This is a genomic window from Ewingella allii, assembly GCF_044430645.1.
Lineage (GTDB): Bacteria > Pseudomonadota > Gammaproteobacteria > Enterobacterales > Enterobacteriaceae > Ewingella > Ewingella allii.
This window is the reverse complement of sequence record NZ_JAWUDN010000006.1, coordinates 46,285-63,577: the sequence shown is the minus strand read 5'-3', so window position 1 is coordinate 63,577 and position 17,293 is coordinate 46,285. Positions and strand designations below refer to the sequence as shown.

Below are 17,293 nucleotides of genomic sequence, written 5' to 3'. Positions count from 1 at the left end.
GCATTAACTGGTCAACTAAGCGAGACGTCATGGAAGTTCAAAAACACGGACATCTGCCGAGCGAGCTGCTGCACAACGTTTTTTCAAACCTGAAAGATGATGCTAAGTCGCTGGCGGCGATGTCAGAGACGGACAAGCACAGCCGCGCCAACGCGCTCTACACCTTCAGCACCTTCCCCGAGGGCGAGAAGCAGCAGCAGTTGCTTAAAGCCGTGCTCGGGCGGGATGAAAAAACCGTGCGTTTTATTCTTTCCAGCCGCATTAATCCTGAGTTGATTAATAAGCCGACTAATTTCCAGCACGGCTCGCACAATGCGTGGGCCTGCGCGGTATCTGGCTCGCGGAAAGAGATCGTCAACATGCTGGCGTCCTACCCCGGCGCGGTGCCAACGGCGGAGAATCTGCGTCAGGCTTTGCTGCATTATGACTCATCCCTATTCCCCATCATGCTGAACAAAGCCCTGAGCGCCAACCCGAACCTGTTACAGAAGGAAGGCACCGGCTTGCTCAACTCGGCGATTGGGCAGATGAAGCATGAGCTCATTCCGTCGCTCATCCAACACGCCGGGGTGGATATCAATAATACGCTGGCGGATAGCAACCAGACGCCACCGCTGAGCCGGGCGATTCAGCGCGGGGACAAGCAGAGCGTCAGCGCGCTACTCAACTCACCCAACATTGATGTCAACAAAGGCGACCGCCAAGGCAACACGCCGCTGCACATTGTGCTGAGTAAGGACTTGCCGAGCCGCAGCATGACCGAGAGCCTGCTCAACGACCGACGGCTCAACCCCAACCAGAAGAACGCCAGCGGCCAGTCGCCATTGCATATTCGCAGCCGTTTCAGCGGCGTGACTTTTATGCACAATCAGTATGTGAAAACCCTGTCCCAGCCCGATATGAAACCCATGAAACTGCTGCTGTCGCGCCCCGACGTTGACGTCAATTTGCAGGACAATCACAAGGGCGACACGGCGCTGCACATCTGCGCCAAATCCGGCAACACCCAAGGCATCGCCCTGCTGCTCAGCCACCCGAATATCAATTTGAATGTAAAGAATCGACAGGGTGAGACGGCCCGCGACGTGGCAAAACGCTATAAAAACCCGGAGATCTCCCAGATGTTAAAGCAGGATAATTCGTTGATGAGTAAAGTGAAAAACTGGAAGATCTAGTTTGGAAGCTGCTGTCACGTTTTGTTAATTATCAGCAGATGCAAATTTCAAACACTTAACTTACACTCCGGTTCATGAAAAAGATCCGTCTGCTTATTTTGCTGATTTTGTCCATTACGCTGCCCTCTCTGGGGCTGGCGTCGATGAACTTGATGGCGCAATGTAATCTGATGACGGAAACCTCGTCCAGCGCTGCGACTATGCCCACCATGGCGGGCATGAGCGGCATGGATGGGATGCCTGATGACTGCATGGCGAGCAAAAACGCCCTGTCCTCTTCGCACGGCAAACAGCAGAGCGACCAAAACTGTAAGTTTGGCTCTAACTGCAACCTCAACACCATTTTGACCTCCTTTGTTCCGCTGAATTTATCTGCGCCTTACCACGCAGATGCTCAACCTACCCCAGAAACCCCCTTTTCTCCTCCCCTTGAAGGCCAGTGGCGCCCTCCTCGGCTTGCGTGATTCTTAACGACTGTTAACGCCGTCTAGCCTGTGGCTTGGCGGAATAGGTATGCCATCGCGCGTGCCGTTACTTTCATGGGATCACCACGATGTCCTTCAAATCGTTCTATCTTCCTGCCCAGCTTTTGCTGGTGGGACTTGCGCCCTTGGCTCACGCCGCGCCGCTGACCTTCAGCTATGCGGTGAGCAGCGCTTTACAGCAATCACCTGAACTCTCTGCCAGCCAAACCGCCGTGCGCTCGGCGCTGTCCTCGGCTATTCCGGCCGGTGCCTTGCCTGACCCGAAACTGGTGACCGGCATCGACAATTTTCCGATCTCTGGCCCGGCCGCCAACTCCTTCACCGAAGAGTCCATGACCATGGAAAAACTCGGTGTGATGCAGGATTTTCCCAACGCCGCCAAGCGCGACGCGCGGGAACAGGTTGCCAGTGCGCAAATCCAGCAAGCCGGTTCACAACACCATGTGTTGCAAGTGGACGTGGCACAGGGCGCGGCCGTGGCATGGATAACCCGCTATTACCTCGAAGAACAGCTCGGGCTATTGCAGCAGCTTGAGCATGAAAATGACGCGCTGGGCAAAGCCCTTCAGGCTCAGGTGGTCTCCGGGCGCACGGGCCTTGCCGACTCGCTTAATGCTGATGAAAAACGGGCAGACTTAGCGGATCGCGAAGACCAGCTGCGCCGCGAACTGCGCGTTGCCACCGCCACCCTCAGCCGCTATATCGGGCAGGATGCCGAGCAGCCGCTGGTCGGCCACGCCCCGGACCTGCCGGTGGATGGCGCGAGCTATATCAAGTCCTTGCAAAAAACCGCCAAAATTCAGGCTTTCAACAGCGACACCGCCAAGGCTAAAGCCGAGCTGCGCGCCGCCGAAGCGGAGAAAAAGCCGGACTGGAGCGTGGAGTTGGATTACCAGCGCCGCGACCCGATGTACGGCAACATGGTGTCGGTGCAGTTCACCGTCGGCCTGCCGCTGTTTGCCGCCAGCCGCCAAGACCCTATCATCGCCGCCAAAACCCTCGATCTCACCCAAGTCGGCGAACTACGAGATGCCGCCATTCGTCAATTAACCAACCAGTTAGATAACGATCTCGCCGACTACGCCACCCTCGGACGGCAGATTGCGCGCATCGACCAGCAGTGGCTGCCCCTCGCCCGGCAAAAAGTCTCTCTGCTCACCGCCGGTTATTCGCGCGGCACCAGCGACAGCGCGGCCCTGATTAATGCCCGCAGCGCGGTGCTTGAGCAGCAGCTGAGAAAAGCCGGTTTGCAAAGCCAGCGCGACCAATTGGCCGCCGCCCTCTATTACACCTTTGCTGGAGTTCAATGATGAAAAGTAAAACCTTCAAGCTGGCGGCTCTGGCACTGCTTTGCATCGCGGCTGGCGGCGCTTCGGGCTATTGGCTGGCGAAAAGCCAAGCTCCGGCGGCGCAACAAGCTCCGGCCAAAACCGCCACGGCGGCCGAGCCGAAAGCCCTCTATTGGTATGACCCCATGGCTCCGGCCCAGCACTTCGACAAGCCGGGCAAGTCGCCGTTTATGGACATGCAACTGGTGCCTAAATATGCCGACGCGGCGGACGCAACCACTGCGGACAGCGGCGTGAAAATTGATAGCAGCATGGTGCAGAACTTGGCGATTCGGCTCGCTCCGGTGGTCCAAGAGCCAATCACCTCCAGCATTCCCGCCGTGGCGAACGTGGTGCTCAATGACCGCGACGTGGCGATTGTGCAGGCGCGAAGCAGCGGTTTTGTGCAGCGCAGCTACCCGTTGGCGGCGGGTGACGTGGTGGCCGCCGGTGCGCCACTGGTCGATTTGCTGATGCCAGACTGGGCGGGCGCTCAGGCGGAGTATCTGGCCCTGCTGCACGGCGGTGACAGCGCACTGCGCGCCGCCGCCAGACAGCGGCTGGTGCTGCTCGGCATGCCCGCCTCGCTGATTAATCAGGTCACGAGAAGCGGCAAGGCCCAGCCGGTCTACACCCTTACCGCGCCCATCAGCGGCGTGATCCAGTCACTCGACATTCGCCAAGGTATGACGGTGACCAACGGCAGCACGCTGTTGCAGCTCAACGGCATCTCCAGCGTCTGGCTGCAAGTGGCGGTTCCCGAGGCGCAGGCCGCACAGGTGCAAAACGGGCAAATGGCGCAAATCAGCTTCCCGGCTTATCCCGGAAAAACCTTTAGCGGCAAAGTCAGCGCCATTCTCCCGGTGGCCGACGCGGCGAGCCGGACCCTAAACGTCAGGATTGAAGTCGCCAACCCGCAGCAATTGATCAGGCCGGGGATGTTCGCGCAGGTTAGCCTGCAAAGCAGCACTCCGGCTGACAGCCTGTCAGTGCCGAGCGAGGCGATTATTCGCACCGGCCTGCGCAACGTGGTGATTGTCAGCGAGGCTAACCACCACTTCGCGCCGGTAGAAGTGCAGCTTGGAGCTGAATCCGCAGGCCGCACTCAGGTGCTCTCCGGCCTGCAAGCGGGCCAGCAGGTGGTGGCTTCCGGCCAATTCCTGATTGATTCAGAAGCCAGCCTGCAGGGCGTTCTGGACAAGATGGATACGGCGCAAAACGGAGGGACACAGCCATGATCACTTTGCTGATCCGCTGGTCTATCGCCAACCGTTTTCTGGTGCTGATGGCAACATTGTTTATCGCCGCCGCCGGGATCTGGGCCATTAATACCACGCCGGTCGACGCCCTGCCGGACCTCTCCGACGTGCAGGTGATCGTGCGTACCAGCTATCCGGGACAGGCGCCGCAAATCGTCGAGAATCAGGTCACCTACCCACTCACCACCACCATGCTGTCGGTGCCCGGTGCGCAGACGGTGCGCGGCTATTCGTTTTTCGGCGACTCCTTCGTCTACGTGATTTTCAAGGAAGGCACTGACCTCTACTGGGCGCGTTCGCGGGTGCTGGAGTATCTCAGCCAAGTGCAATCGCGCTTACCGGCGGGAGCGAAACCGGCTCTCGGGCCTGACGCCACTGGCGTTGGCTGGGTATATGAATATGCATTAGTAGATAAAAGCGGCAAGCATGACCTTAGTCAGTTGCGCGGTATACAGGACTGGTTCCTACGCTTCGAGCTGAAAAGCCTGCCGAACGTGGCGGAGGTTGCCAGCATCGGCGGCATGGTCAAGCAGTACCAGATTGTGCTCGACCCGCTGAAAATGGCGGCTTATCGCATTGCTCAGCAAACCCTGGTTAACGCCGTGCAGCAGGCCAATCAGGAAGCCGGGGGTTCCGTGCTGGAGCTGGCGGAAACCGACTATATCGTGCGGGCTTCGGGCTACCTGAAAACCCTCGATGACTTCAGGAAAATCCCTCTCAACGTGGAGAACGGCATTCCAATTACGCTGGGTGACGTGGCGACGGTGCAAGTGGGGCCAGAACTGCGCCAAGGCGTGGCCGATCTTAATGGTCAGGGAGAGAGCGTCGGCGGCGTCATCGTGCTGCGTTCCGGCGAAAATGCCCGCGCGACTATTGCCAGCGTGAAGCAGAAGCTGCACGAGTTGCAGCGCAGCCTGCCGGACGGCGTGGAAGTGGTGCCGGTGTATGACCGCAGCAAGCTGATTGATCGCTCCATCGACAACCTCACGCATAAATTAATTGAGGAATTTGTGGTGGTGACGCTGGTCTGCGCGCTGTTCCTGTGGCACTTCCGCTCGGCGCTGGTGGCAATTATCTCCCTGCCGCTCGGCATCATGATTGCCTTCTTGCTGATGCGCATTCAGGGCATCAACGCCAACATGATGTCGCTGGCGGGCATTGCGATTGCCATTGGCGCGATGGTCGATGCCGCCATCGTGATGATTGAAAATGCCCATAAGAAAATTGAGCACTGGCGCGCCGAGCATCCCGGCGAGAAGCTGGAAGGTCAGGCGCACTGGCAGGTGATTAGCGACGCGGCGACGGAAGTCGGCCCGGCGCTGTTCTTCAGCCTGCTGGTGATCACCCTGTCGTTTATTCCAGTCTTCACGCTGGAGTCGCAGGAGGGCAAGCTTTTCGGCCCGCTAGCCTTCACCAAAACATACGCCATGGCCGGGGCTGCCCTGCTCTCCATCACGCTAGTGCCGGTACTGATGGGCTTTTGGATCCGTGGCCGAATTCCCGATGAAACCCGCAACCCGATTAACCGCGGCCTGACCCGGGTCTACCGGCCAATGCTCGACTGGGTGCTGCGCAGGCCTAAGCTGACGCTGCTGCTGGCGGCGCTGACGCTGTTTACCGTGGTATGGCCGCTAGACAAGATTGGCTCGGAGTTTTTGCCAGCCATTGACGAGGGCGACCTGCTGTATATGCCGTCGGCGCTACCGGGGCTGTCGGTGTCCAAGGCTTCGCAACTGCTGCAACAGACCGACCGGCTGATTAAAACTGTGCCGGAAGTGCAAAGCGTATTCGGCAAAGCCGGGCGCGCCGAAAGTGCCACCGACCCCGCGCCGGTGGAAATGTTCGAAACTACCATTCAGTTCAAGCCGCGCGACCAGTGGCGTAAAGGCATGACGCCGGACAAACTGGTGCAAGAGCTGGACCGCGTGGTGAAGGTGCCGGGGCTGGCAAACATCTGGGTGCCGCCAATTCGTAACCGCATCGATATGCTGGCGACCGGAATTAAAAGCCCGATCGGCGTGCGTATTTTGGGGCCTTCGCTGGAGGCCATCGACCACACCGCGCAGGCCATCGAAAAGCTGGCGAAAAGCGTGCCGGGGGTGAACTCGGCACTGGCGGAACGCCTGAACGGCGGCCACTACATCGACGTGAACATCAACCGCGCCGAGGCCAGCCGCTACGGGCTGAACATTGCCGACGTGCAGGCGATTGTCTCCTCGGCGATTGGCGGCGCGAATATAGGCGAAACCGTCGAAGGGTTGGCGCGTTACCCCATCAACCTGCGCTATCCGCGCGAGATCCGCGATTCGCTCAACGGGCTGCGCGAGTTGCCGATTTACACGCCGTCCGGCCAGCAAATCACCCTCGGCACGGTCGCCGCGCTGGGCATTAGCTCTGGCCCAACCATGGTGAAAACTGAAAATGCCCGCCTGTCGGGGCTGGTATATATCGACGCGAACAGCCGCGACGTGACCTCGGTGGTCGAAAAACTGCGCCACGCGGTGGACCAGCAACTGCACCTGCCGCCGGGGGTTAGCGTTGAGTACGCCGGGCAATTCGAATACCTACAACACGCGGTACAGCGCCTGAAACTGGTGGTTCCAGCCACCTTAGCCATCATCTTCCTGCTGCTGTATCTGATTTTCCGCCGGGTCGAAGAGGCCCTGCTGCTGATGTTCACCCTGCCCTTTGCTATGGTCGGCGGCATCTGGCTGCTCTACCTGCTCGGCTATAACTTGTCGATTGCCTCCGGCATTGGCTTTATCGCGCTGGCGGGCGTTTCGGCGGAATTTGGGGTGATCATGCTGGTTTATTTGCGCCAAGCGATGCAGGCCCACAACCCGAACAACTTGCCAATCTCAGCGCGAGAAATGGATGAAGTTATCCGCGAAGGCGCGACCCTGCGCGTCAGGCCGAAAGCCATGACCGTGGCGGTTATTCTCGCTGGACTGCTGCCGATTCTCTGGAGCGGCGGCACAGGTTCTGAAGTGATGAGCCGCATCGCCGCGCCGATGGTCGGCGGCATGATCACCGCCCCGCTGCTGTCGATGTTTATTATCCCCGCACTCTGGCGCCTGCTTGCCGTGCGCCGCTTTGCACGCACCACCCCAACTGAAAACACCTCAATCATTCAATACAAAGAAGGAAGGAAATAACATGTCTAAACTTATCAAAACCCTCGCACTCTCTGCCGTCATTTTCGCCGCTGCGCCGCAGTTGGCTTCTGCCACCAGCATGTCAGGCGACATGGCCGGAATGGATATGTCAGGCAATAGCGCCAAAAGTGATGTCGCCAACGCCAGCGGCGTGGTCAAGAAAATCGACACCACTAACGGCATGGTGACCTTGCAGCACGGTCCGATCCCGGCCATTCAGTGGCCAGCCATGACCATGGGCTTTAAAGTCGCCGATCCGGCGCTGCTGAACAATATTAAAGAAGGAGAAGAGGTGGATTTCAGCCTGAAGCCGGAGAACGGCAATCAGGTGGTGGTGGCGATAGCGGCCAAGAAATAAGTCCATAAAAAAACCCGGCTGCAAGGCCGGGTTTTTAACAATGTACGCGAGACGTCGGATTAGAAGTTGTAACCGATCACCGCGTAGTAACCCCAGCCGGTAGACTTCACGTCGAAGTTGCCATTGCCGAAGTTCAGCTCTGCGCCATCTTGCCACTGGCCGCCGTTGTGGAAGTAACGCGCCACGAAAGAGTAGTGCCAGTGGGTGTAGTTCAGAGAAAGAATGTGGCTTGACGCGACAGAATTGCTTGAACGCGCTTTACGGCCGTTCACGTCTGCGAAGTCGTTGTCACCTAAATCTGAACCCCAGTCGAAGTTGGTGAACCCGATGTAGCTCAGGTTACCGCCCCACAGTTGGGTCAATGGAACGAAGTATTTCACTTTGAAACGGTAGCCGTCCCAGCTGTTTTCGTTCGCCGCACCGTAGTTTTCCCACTGGTATTTCGCATACACGTTCAGGGACAGGCTCATTGGCAGGTGAGTATCGATATCGGTACCCAGACCCATGAACCAGGTGTTCTGGCGGTTATCGCTGTTCGGGCCCATATCGTAGATATAGTTGTTCGCGAAGTACCACTCTTTGAACGGACCGAAGCTCAGGTCAGTGCCGGTCAGCTTGTCGATAGAGAAGCGAGGTTCGATTTCCATAAACAGCGGAGAACCGTTCTTATCCCAGATACCGGTGTCATTACCGTTACCCGCGCCGAAAGTCTTAGGAATATCGATATAGCCGTAGAAATCGAACCAGTCCTTGTGTGCAAAAGCTTCATATTCGAGGTAGACGTCGTTACGGATGGTTGGTCCGAAACGCGTATCCGCGCTGCCCACCACGTTAACGCTTTGATGCCACCAGTCAGAAACGAATTCGCCTTGTGTGTCGTCAGCCAGTACGGTCGCGCTGTAAGACAAAGCTAAAAGTGCGCCAGCTGCAATTATTTTATTGTTCATTGATTTACCAGGGAGCGGTTAGAGAGCAACTCCTTTTGCCAGAAGGAGACAATTTTTACGAAACAGTCAGGTCGGATTTACAGGTTATTGTCCTGCTATATCTGACTAAATGTTTAAAACCGTAATTGGCGTGCCACATCACTACGCATAAAAAAGAATTCAAAACTGTGATCCGCAACCGATTGCGAGCCTTTAATACAAAGGCGCTGAAATTTCCAGTCGCCACAGTTCAGGTTCAAATTTTGTTAGCTAATAAATAGATTTGGTCAATGTTTGTCAATTTCTGTTTCATCTTCATACACACTTTGTGTGATTGCCGTCACACAAAGTTCATAAATGGATGATAAGGGAGTGCAAAGAAAGCTTCGCAAATTGTGCCAAATACGTACACCTGCCATTTGTCGTGCTATAGTAATGACAATTAGCCGAATGATAAAAGGAGTCTGTTATGGAGAGTAAAATTTCAGAGCTGCATTCCAAAAACGCCCCACTTCCTGCAATGCGTTTGTGGCAATCTGCGGGGCTTCCCGCAAGTGGAGGAATTAGTTTGATTAACGCCATACAGAAAGGTTTTTCAGTTGATAGTATCAACCGTCTGAATGCCGAACTGGGATGGTCAAAAATGGCACTACTGGAAATAATGGGGATCAACGAGCGCAGTTTTGCTCGTCGCAAAGCCGAAAATGGGCTGTTGAAAACGGATGAAAGTGAGCGCGTAGCTCGCCTGATACGCATCGTTGACGCAGCAACCGATCTCTTTGAAGGCGACCGCAGCGCCGCCCTTGATTGGATACGTCGCCCTGCTCCCGCACTCGGCGGCGTGCCGCCGGTAGAGATGCTGGCTTCAGAAGCCGGTGCGTTAGAAGTCAACCGCCTGATTGGCCGTCTGGAATACGGGGTCTTTGGGTGAGGCTGTACCGCATCGTCAAGACCAAGCACCTCTCCACCGCCTGGTCAGGAACCGGCGCCCAACTTTACGGCGGGCGCTGGAACCCTCCCGGCAAGCCGGTGGTCTATCTCGCCACCAGCATCTCACTGGCGATCCTTGAGATCATGGTCCATCTGCAAAGCAGCCTGTTACTTCAGTCTTACACCCTGCTGAGCATTGATATTCCTGATGAAAAACTGGAGCAGCTGAATCTCGACAACCTGAGCGAAGACTGGAAAGATCCCTCGCCACCGGACAGCACTCAGAGCCTCGGCGAAGCGTGGCTACAGTCTGCCAGCAGCGTGGGTTTGCGCGTGCCGTCGGTGATCGTGCCCAGCGAATTCAACGTCATTGTGAATCCGCTGCACCCTGATTTTGCGCCACTGCTGGCAAGTGTTGAGAAGCAGCTGATGGCCTTCGATCCGCGCCTGATTTGACGCAAACGGTTTTAACGCGAACGGTCGCTGCGATAAATCAGCCACAGCGCGATAGCCAGACAAGGGATCGCCGCAAGACGATGCCATGAAAGCCCAATGGTGGGGTTGTGCAGCCAGCCAAAGTTATCAATCATCATCCCCATCGCCAGCTGGCCGAGGATCACCGCCACCGTCGCGGCGGCGGTGCCGATGCGCGGAACGGCAATCACCATGATGATGATGTAAGGCACGCCAAATAGCGCCCCCATAAGCTGCCACTTCGGCACGGTCAGCAGCGTGGCGGATTGCGGAGTTTGCAAAAACAGCACCAGCAACGCGGTAATGGCGGCACCCACGCCGAAGGTCAGAAAGGCGCTTTTTAATACTCCAACCTGCTCGCCTAACTTGCCATTAACCGCCGCCTGCATGCTCAGCGCAGCACCGGCGATCACCGCCAACACAATCATAATCAATTCAGTCATCTTCAGCTCCAGGCAATCAGAATTAGCGCGGCGACAATAAACACCAGCGCCAGCAGGCGCTCACCGCCAACCTTCTTGGCCGTGGTGCCGAACCAGCCAAAATGATCAATTAACAGGCTTTTCGCCACCTGCCCGGAAAGCACGGCAATCATGGTTAAGCCGATACCAATCACCGGCGTCGCCAGCGTCAGCACGATGACGTAAACCGGCCCTAGCGCGCTGCCGAGCATTTGCCAGCCCGGCAGCTGGTTGTAGGACACCGCGTTGCGCGGGCCGAAGAACAGCACCAACAAGCCGGTCAGCACAGTGCCGACACCAAAGATGCTCAGCGTGGCCCATAGGTGCCCCACCTCTGTCCCCAGCGGGCCAATCAGTCCCGCCTCCATCGACAACCCCATTCCCGCCAGCACTACCAGCGGTATTAGCAACAGATTCATGGTTTTCCTGTTAATCAATTCGCAAAGATGCGGACTATAGCGTGGCATTTCATTGCAAAAAACAGGACAATCTCGAAAATACCTTTGCGAGAAACGCACAGATGGAAGGTTTTAATCAGATCAATTTCAAATCTCTAAAGCTGTTTGTCGCCGTGTTGGATTTAGAGAGTTTTTCAGAAGTAGCGCGACGCGAAGCCCTCTCGCCATCAAGCGTATCGCGGGTTATTCAGCAGATGGAGCAAGCCCTGCAAACCCAACTGCTCTATCGCAATACCCGGGCCGTTAGCCCCACCGAGTCGGGCAAGTTGTTAGGCCACCATGCTCGACAGGTGCTGGACCAAATCGCCCAAGCCGAGCGCGGTTTGCAGGAGCAAGATCTGGAGCCGAGCGGCCTGGTTAAGATTAACGCGCCGATTGTCTTCGGCCAGCGCCACATCGCCCCTTGGCTGCACGAGCTGTGCGCCCGTTACCCAAAGTTGCAGATTGAGCTGATGCAGACCGATGATTTTATCGACCCACTGCATGACGCCACGGACTTGTTGATCCGCATTGGCGTGATGGCTGACTCCTCGCTGCAAGCCCGGACCTTGGCCGTGCAGCGATACCGTCTCGCCGCCAGCCCCGACTATCTGGCAAAAGCCGGGATGCCCACCTCGCCTGAAGATCTTCTGCAACACAGCTGTTTGGTTTTTAAAGGCTACGTCGGCTCCCAGCGCTGGTTCTTCCGCCCTAAGTCCTCTTCAGCACGCTCGTCTACAGAATGGCAAGCCTACAGCCTGCGCGGGGTGCTCACGGGCAACAACGCCGAGACCCTGACTCAGGCAGCCATCAACGGCATGGGACTAGTGGTGTTCCCTACATGGCTGATTGGCGAGGCATTGCACGACGGTCGACTGGTCAGCGTGCTGGAGGAGTATCAAGTCTCAACCCAGCTTGAAACCCCAACCATCTCCGCGCTCTACCCGCAGGGGAAACGGCTGTCGCTGAAGGTTCGGGCGGTGATTGATTTTCTGCTGGAGAAGTATGGGGATGAACCCTACTGGGAGGGGGGTAATTGAGGAATTACTGGGCCTTTTTAAATTCAACTTCAAGTTCAAGACCTTGCGTTGCCACGCAAACTGGCCTTAAGGTCAACACCGTGCGCTGCCGCCACACCGGCCTCAAGGGGCGCCTATCGCCGCGCCCCTTGAGAATCCCCGGCTCTTTACTCCAAGCTGCCGCTCGCTGAGCGGACATGTTTCAGCTACTTCCGTTATCCACCGCAAAATGTCGCCGCTTAGGCGGTACCTTCGCTTCAGGCTTCGAGCCCTAGGTCTCGAACCATTCGCTCAGCGCCATTTTTGACTGCGGTTTTGAGGCATTTCAACCGAGCCGTTTCAGTGGTTTTTTGTCTTGCTCCCTCCCCCTTTTCTGGGGGAGGAGCAGAACATCACTCCCCTGAAACGGCACGGTCTAAATGCCAGTAAGTCGCGTTCAGAAGTGACGCCGAGCAAGAGGTGGAAAACCGCGTGTTTTTTACGCGGGTTGGAATCCCGCAGCGAGGATACCGCCTAAGCGGCGGCACTTCGCGACGAACACGATGGCTGCTGAAACATGTCCATTCCAACTCTGCGCAGCCTCGATCTTCCAGTGGCAAAAAACGCAGGATTCCAAAGGGTTTCGTTTAAAACCCTTTGGGCCAGTGTGGGCGGCGAGCCCACGGTTTTGACCTTGACTTTAAAGTTCACCGCTCAGGCCGCCCCCCTTTAACCTCATACTTATATGCGGGATCCCATCCTCATCATAAATATCCGTGTAAGCCACAAACCCGAAACTGCCGTAGAATTTCTGCAAATGGGCCTGCGCGGAGAGGATAACGTCGGCGTCGTGCCAGTGCTTCTTACAGGATTGCAGCGCCCTTTCCATTAGCTGATAACCGAGCTTCAGGCCTCGGGCGGCAGGGGCGATGATCACGCGGCCGATAGCCACTTCGCCGTCCAGGTCGAGGATGCGCAGATATGCCACCGGCTGGCCGTTTTGCCAGCCAATGATGTGGCGGTTTTCGCCCACCAAATCGCGGCCATCAATATCTTGATAAATACAGTTTTGCTCCACCACAAACACGTCGCTGCGCAGGGCCAGAATGGCGTAAAGCTGGCCGACATTGAGTTTACTGTGGTGTACATCCTGCCAAAGAATGTCCTTGTTTGAATCCGTCATAAAATTCCCGCTCCTGCCGCACAGTGCCGTAGCCAAAAAAAAAGAGATAACCCGAAGATTATCTCTTTTTATCATGTCCAGACGATAAAGACAGTCTAGCTATTTATCAGAGTAATGGTTTAGCCGCTTCTTTTCTTACCGGCGCGCCGTTGGCCTGATAATAATCCGCCGTGCTCTTCGGTAAGGCTTCGCGTCCACGGATCTTGTCGGCGATTTTCTCGGCGATCATGATGGTGGTCGCATTCAGGTTACCAGTGATGATTTGCGGCATGATTGACGCATCCACCACGCGCAGGCCTTGCATCCCGTGCACGCGCCCCTGCCCGTCTACCACGGCCATCTCGTCGCTACCCATTTTGCATGAACAAGACGGGTGGAACGCCGTCTCAGCATGTTCACGGATAAAGGCGTCGAGCTGCTCGTCGGTCTGAACATCTGCGCCCGGACTGATTTCTCGGCCACGGTATGGGTCCAGCGCTGGCTGGGCCATGATCTCACGGGTGATACGGATCGCATCGCGGAACTCGTGCCAATCCTGCTCGCTCGACATGTAGTTGAACAGAATGCTCGGGTGCTGGCGCGGATCTTTCGACTTCACCTGCACGCGGCCGCGACTTGGCGAGCGCATTGAGCCAACGTGAGCCTGGAAGCCGTGCTCGTTCACCGCGTTGCTGCCGTTGTAGTTAATGGCAACCGGCAGGAAGTGATACTGAATGTTCGGCCACTCAAACTCTTCGCGGCTGCGGATAAAGCCGCCGGCCTCGAACTGGTTGCTGGCACCCACGCCAGTGCCGTTGAACAGCCACTCGGCACCGATTTTCGGCTGGTTGAACCATTGTAGCGCCGGATAGAGTGACACCGGCTGAGTACAGCTGTACTGCAAGTACATTTCCAGATGGTCCTGCAAGTTCTCGCCAACGCCCGGCAAGTCATGCACCACGGGAATATCCAGACTATTTAACAGTTCGGACGGGCCGACGCCTGAGCGTTGCAGAATCTGTGGAGAAGCAATCGCCCCGCCGCACAGCAGCACTTCGCGTTTGGCTTTCGCCGTTTTGGCATTGTACTCGTCGCCTTTGAAGTAACTCACGCCCACGGCGCGCTTGCCTTCAAATAAAATCTTGTCGGTCATCGCATGAGTGACAATCGTCAGGTTAGCGCGCGATTTCGCCTGATCCAAATAACCACGCGCGGTACTGGCGCGGCGGCCTTTTGGCGTCACTGTGCGATCCATCGGGCCGAAGCCTTCCTGCTGGTGGCCGTTCAAATCGTCAGTGCGCGGATAACCGGCCTGCACGCCAGCTTCAATCATGGCGTGGAACAGCGGATTATTGCCATTTTTTGGCGTCGCAACGCTCACCGGACCATCGCCGCCGTGGAAATCATTCGGCCCGATATCGCGGGTTTCTGCTTTGCGGAAGTACGGCAGGCAGTCGAGGTAGCTCCAGTCTTCCAGACCCGGCGCTTTCGCCCAGTTGTCGAAGTCCATCGCGTTACCACGGATGTAGCACATACCGTTAATCAGCGACGAGCCGCCCAGCCCTTTACCACGGCCACACTCCATGCGGCGGTTGTTCATAAATGGCTCTGGGTCAGTTTCGTAGGCCCAGTTGTAACGCTTCCCCTGTAGCGGGAAAGCCAGCGCCGCAGGCATCTGCGTGCGGAAATCAAGACGATAATCTGGGCCGCCCGCCTCCAGCAGCAGCACGTTGACGCTGCTGTCTTCGGTTAAACGGGTCGCTAATACGTTGCCGGCTGAACCGGCACCAATGATGATGTAATCGTAATCCATTCAATTCTCCTATGCGGTGGCGGATTAAAAGACCGAACTGTATTCGCCCAGCTCAACCTGCACGGATTTAATCTGAGTGTAATGCTCAAGGGTGCTCACACCGTTTTCGCGGCCTACGCCAGAGTGCTTGTAGCCCCCCACTGGCATGGCGGCGTCAGACTCGCCCCAGGTGTTGATCCAGCAAATACCGGCTTCCAACTGGTGGATAACGCGGTGTGCGGTGTTCAGGTCCTGTGTCACCAGGCCCGCGGCCAGACCGTATTCGGTATCGTTGGCGCGGCGCACCACTTCTTCTTCGCTCTCGTAAGACAAAATGCTCATTACCGGCCCGAAGATCTCTTCGCGGACGATTTTCATGTCGTCTTTACAGTCGGTGAATACCGTCGGTGCGACGTAAGCGCCCTTGGCGTAATCGCCGATGATGATGCGCTCGCCGCCCGCTAACAGACGCGCGCCTTCGCTTTTGCCGCTTTCGATGTAGCGCAGCACGGATTCCATGTGCGCGAAGCTGACCAGTGGACCGAAGTTGACGTTTTCGTCAGTCGGGTCGCCGAGACGGATGCGCTGAACGCGCTCCAGAATTTTGGCTTCAAACTCAGCTTTGCGGGCTGCTGGCACAAACACGCGGGTGCCGTTGGTGCATACCTGACCTGAGCTGTAGAAGTTCGCCATCATGGCGATATCTGCGGCTTTATCGAGATCAGCGTCTGGGAAGATGATCAGCGGAGATTTACCCCCCAGCTCCATGGTCACGTCTTTCAGCGTGGAGGCCGATGCGCTGGCCATCACTTTCTTGCCGGTCGCTACGCCGCCGGTGAAGGAGACTTTCGCGATGTGCGGATGATCGGTCAGGGCCTGGCCGACGCTCGCGCCGCTGCCCGTTACCACGTTAAACACGCCATTCGGCACGCCTGCTTCGGTGAAGATTTCAGCCAGTTTCAGCGCGGTGAGCGAAGTCACTTCGCTAGGTTTGAAAATCATCGCGTTACCCGCAGCCAGCGCCGGAGCAGACTTCCACAGTGCGATTTGAATCGGGTAGTTCCATGCGCCAATGCCTGCCACTACGCCCAGCGGCTCGCGGCGGGTGTAGACGAAGGAAGAGTCGCGCAGAGGGATCTGCTGGCCTTCGAGCGCAGGGATAAGCCCGGCGTAATATTCCAGCACGTCAGCGCCGGTGACGATATCCACGGCGGTGGTTTCAGACAGCGGCTTTCCGGTGTCTGCGGTTTCGATAGCAGCCAGCTCGTCATTGCGCTCGCGCAGAATATCCACTGCGCGGCGTAAAATGCGCGAACGCTGCATCGCGGTCATTGCCGCCCACTCTTTCTGGCCTTTGATGGCCGCGTTTACCGCCAGATTGACGTCTTCGGCAGTCGCGTTTGGCAAGGTGGCAATGACTTCGCCATTGGCCGGGTTGATGGCGTCAAACGTCTCGTTGCCGGTGCTTTCCTGATAGCGTCCATCGATATACAGTTTTTGTGTGCCGTAGCGGGACATAATTAACTTCTCCTCGGTCAGTGCGGTCTGAATTTAGGCCTTCGGCTCGGGGGCCGAAATTTGTGATTCAATGAAGCGATAAGTAATTTGTAGCGCTTCTTCGCGGTTAAACGGCTTGCCACTCAGGGCGGACCGCAACCACAGGCCGTCGATTAATCCGGCCATACCTTTCGCGGCAACGCGCGCCGCGTCTTTAGGTAAAAACCGCCTAAACTCAGAACATAAATTTGAATAGAGTCGGCGACTGTTCACTTGCTGTAGGCGGTGCAACTGCGGGTGATGCATGCTGCTGGCCCAAAAAGCCAGCCAGGTTTTCATCGCCGCGCCATTGGTCTGGCTGTCGTCGAAGTTGGCCTGAGCAATTGCGTGCAAACGTGCTGTTGGTGCATCGTCATCCAGCTGCGCCAGTCGCGCCTGCACCCCTTCCCCCAAATGACTGAGCAAATAACGCATGGTGGCTTCCAGCAAACCATTCTTGTCACGGAAATAGTGACTGATGATGCCGTTGGACACGCCAGCGCGGCGGGCAATTTGCGAAATCGATGCTTCATGCATCCCCACTTCGTTCACTGCTGCCAGCGTTGCCTCAATCAATTGCTGCCGTCTAATTGGCTGCATTCCTACTTTGGGCATGGGTACAACTCCTGAAAAATCGGTCTTCCGAAACCTATTTTTTAACCATGATTTCGGACGTTCTTAACCTTGTTGCTGACTCTATTTAACTTTTTTTTGATTGAACGTTCAATCAAAAATGCATATATTTTATTACCAATACGTTAGTAATTTGTATGAGAAATGCATTATAAATGGATGAAGTAACCTGCTAACTATCTGA

At 56.5% G+C, this 17,293-nt stretch carries 16 protein-coding genes; 9 read left to right on the top strand and 7 right to left on the bottom strand.

Annotated elements, in window-relative coordinates:
* Positions 1-29: 29 nt before the first annotated feature.
* The 6 genes from SBO83_RS14285 to SBO83_RS14260 all read left to right on the top strand — a co-directional run bounded on the left by SBO83_RS14285 (position 30) and on the right by SBO83_RS14260 (position 7,760).
* Positions 30-1,175, top strand: a complete 1,146-nt coding sequence (locus tag SBO83_RS14285) for an ankyrin repeat domain-containing protein (protein WP_396131970.1) — start codon at positions 30-32, stop codon at positions 1,173-1,175.
* A gap of 74 nt (positions 1,176-1,249) precedes the next feature.
* A complete protein-coding gene (locus tag SBO83_RS14280) occupies positions 1,250-1,639 on the top strand; it encodes a hypothetical protein (protein WP_396131969.1) in 390 nt (129 codons plus the stop codon).
* 89 nt (positions 1,640-1,728) lie between these two features.
* Positions 1,729-2,970, top strand: coding sequence for a TolC family protein (locus SBO83_RS14275; RefSeq protein ID WP_396131968.1), 1,242 nt, complete (start codon positions 1,729-1,731; stop codon positions 2,968-2,970).
* Positions 2,967-4,226 (top strand): efflux RND transporter periplasmic adaptor subunit, encoded by a 1,260-nt coding sequence (locus SBO83_RS14270; RefSeq protein ID WP_396131967.1) that lies wholly within the window; start codon positions 2,967-2,969, stop codon positions 4,224-4,226. The genes SBO83_RS14275 and SBO83_RS14270 overlap by 4 nt, the downstream gene beginning before the upstream one ends.
* Positions 4,223-7,402, top strand: a complete 3,180-nt coding sequence (locus tag SBO83_RS14265) for a CusA/CzcA family heavy metal efflux RND transporter (protein ID WP_396131966.1) — start codon at positions 4,223-4,225, stop codon at positions 7,400-7,402. Before SBO83_RS14270 ends, SBO83_RS14265 begins: the two co-directional genes overlap by 4 nt.
* Position 7,403: 1 nt before the next feature.
* Complete coding sequence (locus SBO83_RS14260) at positions 7,404-7,760, top strand: copper-binding protein (RefSeq protein ID WP_396131965.1); 357 nt, start codon at positions 7,404-7,406, stop codon at positions 7,758-7,760.
* 59 nt (positions 7,761-7,819) lie between these two features.
* Here the strand turns inward: SBO83_RS14260 and SBO83_RS14255 are convergent, their stop codons facing one another.
* A complete protein-coding gene (locus SBO83_RS14255) occupies positions 7,820-8,707 on the bottom strand; it encodes a nucleoside-specific channel-forming protein Tsx (RefSeq protein ID WP_396131964.1) in 888 nt (295 codons plus the stop codon).
* 448 nt (positions 8,708-9,155) lie between these two features.
* On the opposite strand from SBO83_RS14255, the gene parS reads away from it, so the two are divergent.
* Positions 9,156-9,617: a type II RES/Xre toxin-antitoxin system antitoxin gene (gene parS / locus SBO83_RS14250; RefSeq protein ID WP_353501490.1), complete on the top strand. Its 462-nt coding sequence runs from the start codon at positions 9,156-9,158 to the stop codon at positions 9,615-9,617.
* The gene (locus tag SBO83_RS14245; RefSeq protein WP_396131963.1) at positions 9,614-10,072 is read left to right on the top strand and encodes a type II RES/Xre toxin-antitoxin system toxin; all 459 of its coding nucleotides are present in this window, start codon (positions 9,614-9,616) and stop codon (positions 10,070-10,072) included. The genes parS and SBO83_RS14245 overlap by 4 nt, the downstream gene beginning before the upstream one ends.
* An 11-nt stretch (positions 10,073-10,083) precedes the next feature.
* Here SBO83_RS14245 and SBO83_RS14240 read toward each other — a convergent pair whose 3' ends face one another.
* Both SBO83_RS14240 and SBO83_RS14235 read right to left on the bottom strand, forming a co-directional pair.
* Positions 10,084-10,533, bottom strand: a complete 450-nt coding sequence (locus SBO83_RS14240) for a DMT family transporter (RefSeq protein ID WP_353501488.1) — start codon at positions 10,531-10,533, stop codon at positions 10,084-10,086.
* A 2-nt stretch (positions 10,534-10,535) separates the two neighbouring features.
* Positions 10,536-10,970, bottom strand: coding sequence for a DMT family transporter (locus SBO83_RS14235; protein ID WP_034788958.1), 435 nt, complete (start codon positions 10,968-10,970; stop codon positions 10,536-10,538).
* Positions 10,971-11,071: 101 nt separating this feature from the next.
* On the opposite strand from SBO83_RS14235, the gene SBO83_RS14230 reads away from it, so the two are divergent.
* On the top strand, positions 11,072-12,028 hold the full coding sequence (locus tag SBO83_RS14230; protein ID WP_396131962.1) for a LysR substrate-binding domain-containing protein: 957 nt from the start codon (positions 11,072-11,074) through the stop codon (positions 12,026-12,028).
* Between the two features lie 658 nt (positions 12,029-12,686).
* On the opposite strand, the gene SBO83_RS14225 is transcribed toward SBO83_RS14230, so the two are convergent.
* The 4 genes from SBO83_RS14225 to betI form a co-directional block, all read right to left on the bottom strand.
* Entirely contained in the window at positions 12,687-13,169 is a 483-nt protein-coding gene (locus SBO83_RS14225) for a GNAT family N-acetyltransferase (protein ID WP_396131961.1), read from the bottom strand.
* Between the two features lie 106 nt (positions 13,170-13,275).
* Entirely contained in the window at positions 13,276-14,961 is a 1,686-nt protein-coding gene (gene betA / locus SBO83_RS14220; RefSeq protein WP_353501485.1) for a choline dehydrogenase, read from the bottom strand.
* 24 nt (positions 14,962-14,985) lie between these two features.
* The gene (betB, locus tag SBO83_RS14215; RefSeq protein WP_396131960.1) at positions 14,986-16,458 is read right to left on the bottom strand and encodes a betaine-aldehyde dehydrogenase; all 1,473 of its coding nucleotides are present in this window, start codon (positions 16,456-16,458) and stop codon (positions 14,986-14,988) included.
* A 33-nt stretch (positions 16,459-16,491) separates the two neighbouring features.
* Entirely contained in the window at positions 16,492-17,091 is a 600-nt protein-coding gene (betI, locus tag SBO83_RS14210; RefSeq protein ID WP_396131959.1) for a transcriptional regulator BetI, read from the bottom strand.
* Between the last annotated feature and the right edge of the window lie 202 nt (positions 17,092-17,293).

Excerpts from the sequence above, each read along its gene's own strand:
- SBO83_RS14235 (WP_034788958.1), bottom strand. The coding sequence starts at position 10,970 with ATGAATCTGTTGCTAATACCGCTGGTAGTGCTGGCGGGAATGGGGTTG.
- SBO83_RS14240 (WP_353501488.1), bottom strand. The coding sequence starts at position 10,533 with ATGACTGAATTGATTATGATTGTGTTGGCGGTGATCGCCGGTGCTGCG.
- SBO83_RS14255 (WP_396131964.1), bottom strand. The coding sequence starts at position 8,707 with ATGAACAATAAAATAATTGCAGCTGGCGCACTTTTAGCTTTGTCTTAC.
- SBO83_RS14225 (WP_396131961.1), bottom strand. The coding sequence starts at position 13,169 with ATGACGGATTCAAACAAGGACATTCTTTGGCAGGATGTACACCACAGT.
- SBO83_RS14270 (WP_396131967.1), top strand. The coding sequence starts at position 2,967 with ATGATGAAAAGTAAAACCTTCAAGCTGGCGGCTCTGGCACTGCTTTGC.
- SBO83_RS14260 (WP_396131965.1), top strand. The coding sequence starts at position 7,404 with ATGTCTAAACTTATCAAAACCCTCGCACTCTCTGCCGTCATTTTCGCC.
- parS (WP_353501490.1), top strand. The coding sequence starts at position 9,156 with ATGGAGAGTAAAATTTCAGAGCTGCATTCCAAAAACGCCCCACTTCCT.
- betB (WP_396131960.1), bottom strand. The coding sequence starts at position 16,458 with ATGTCCCGCTACGGCACACAAAAACTGTATATCGATGGACGCTATCAG.
- SBO83_RS14275 (WP_396131968.1), top strand. The coding sequence starts at position 1,729 with ATGTCCTTCAAATCGTTCTATCTTCCTGCCCAGCTTTTGCTGGTGGGA.
- SBO83_RS14285 (WP_396131970.1), top strand. The coding sequence starts at position 30 with ATGGAAGTTCAAAAACACGGACATCTGCCGAGCGAGCTGCTGCACAAC.
- SBO83_RS14280 (WP_396131969.1), top strand. The coding sequence starts at position 1,250 with ATGAAAAAGATCCGTCTGCTTATTTTGCTGATTTTGTCCATTACGCTG.
- SBO83_RS14230 (WP_396131962.1), top strand. The coding sequence starts at position 11,072 with ATGGAAGGTTTTAATCAGATCAATTTCAAATCTCTAAAGCTGTTTGTC.
- SBO83_RS14265 (WP_396131966.1), top strand. The coding sequence starts at position 4,223 with ATGATCACTTTGCTGATCCGCTGGTCTATCGCCAACCGTTTTCTGGTG.
- betA (WP_353501485.1), bottom strand. The coding sequence starts at position 14,961 with ATGGATTACGATTACATCATCATTGGTGCCGGTTCAGCCGGCAACGTA.
- betI (WP_396131959.1), bottom strand. The coding sequence starts at position 17,091 with ATGCCCAAAGTAGGAATGCAGCCAATTAGACGGCAGCAATTGATTGAG.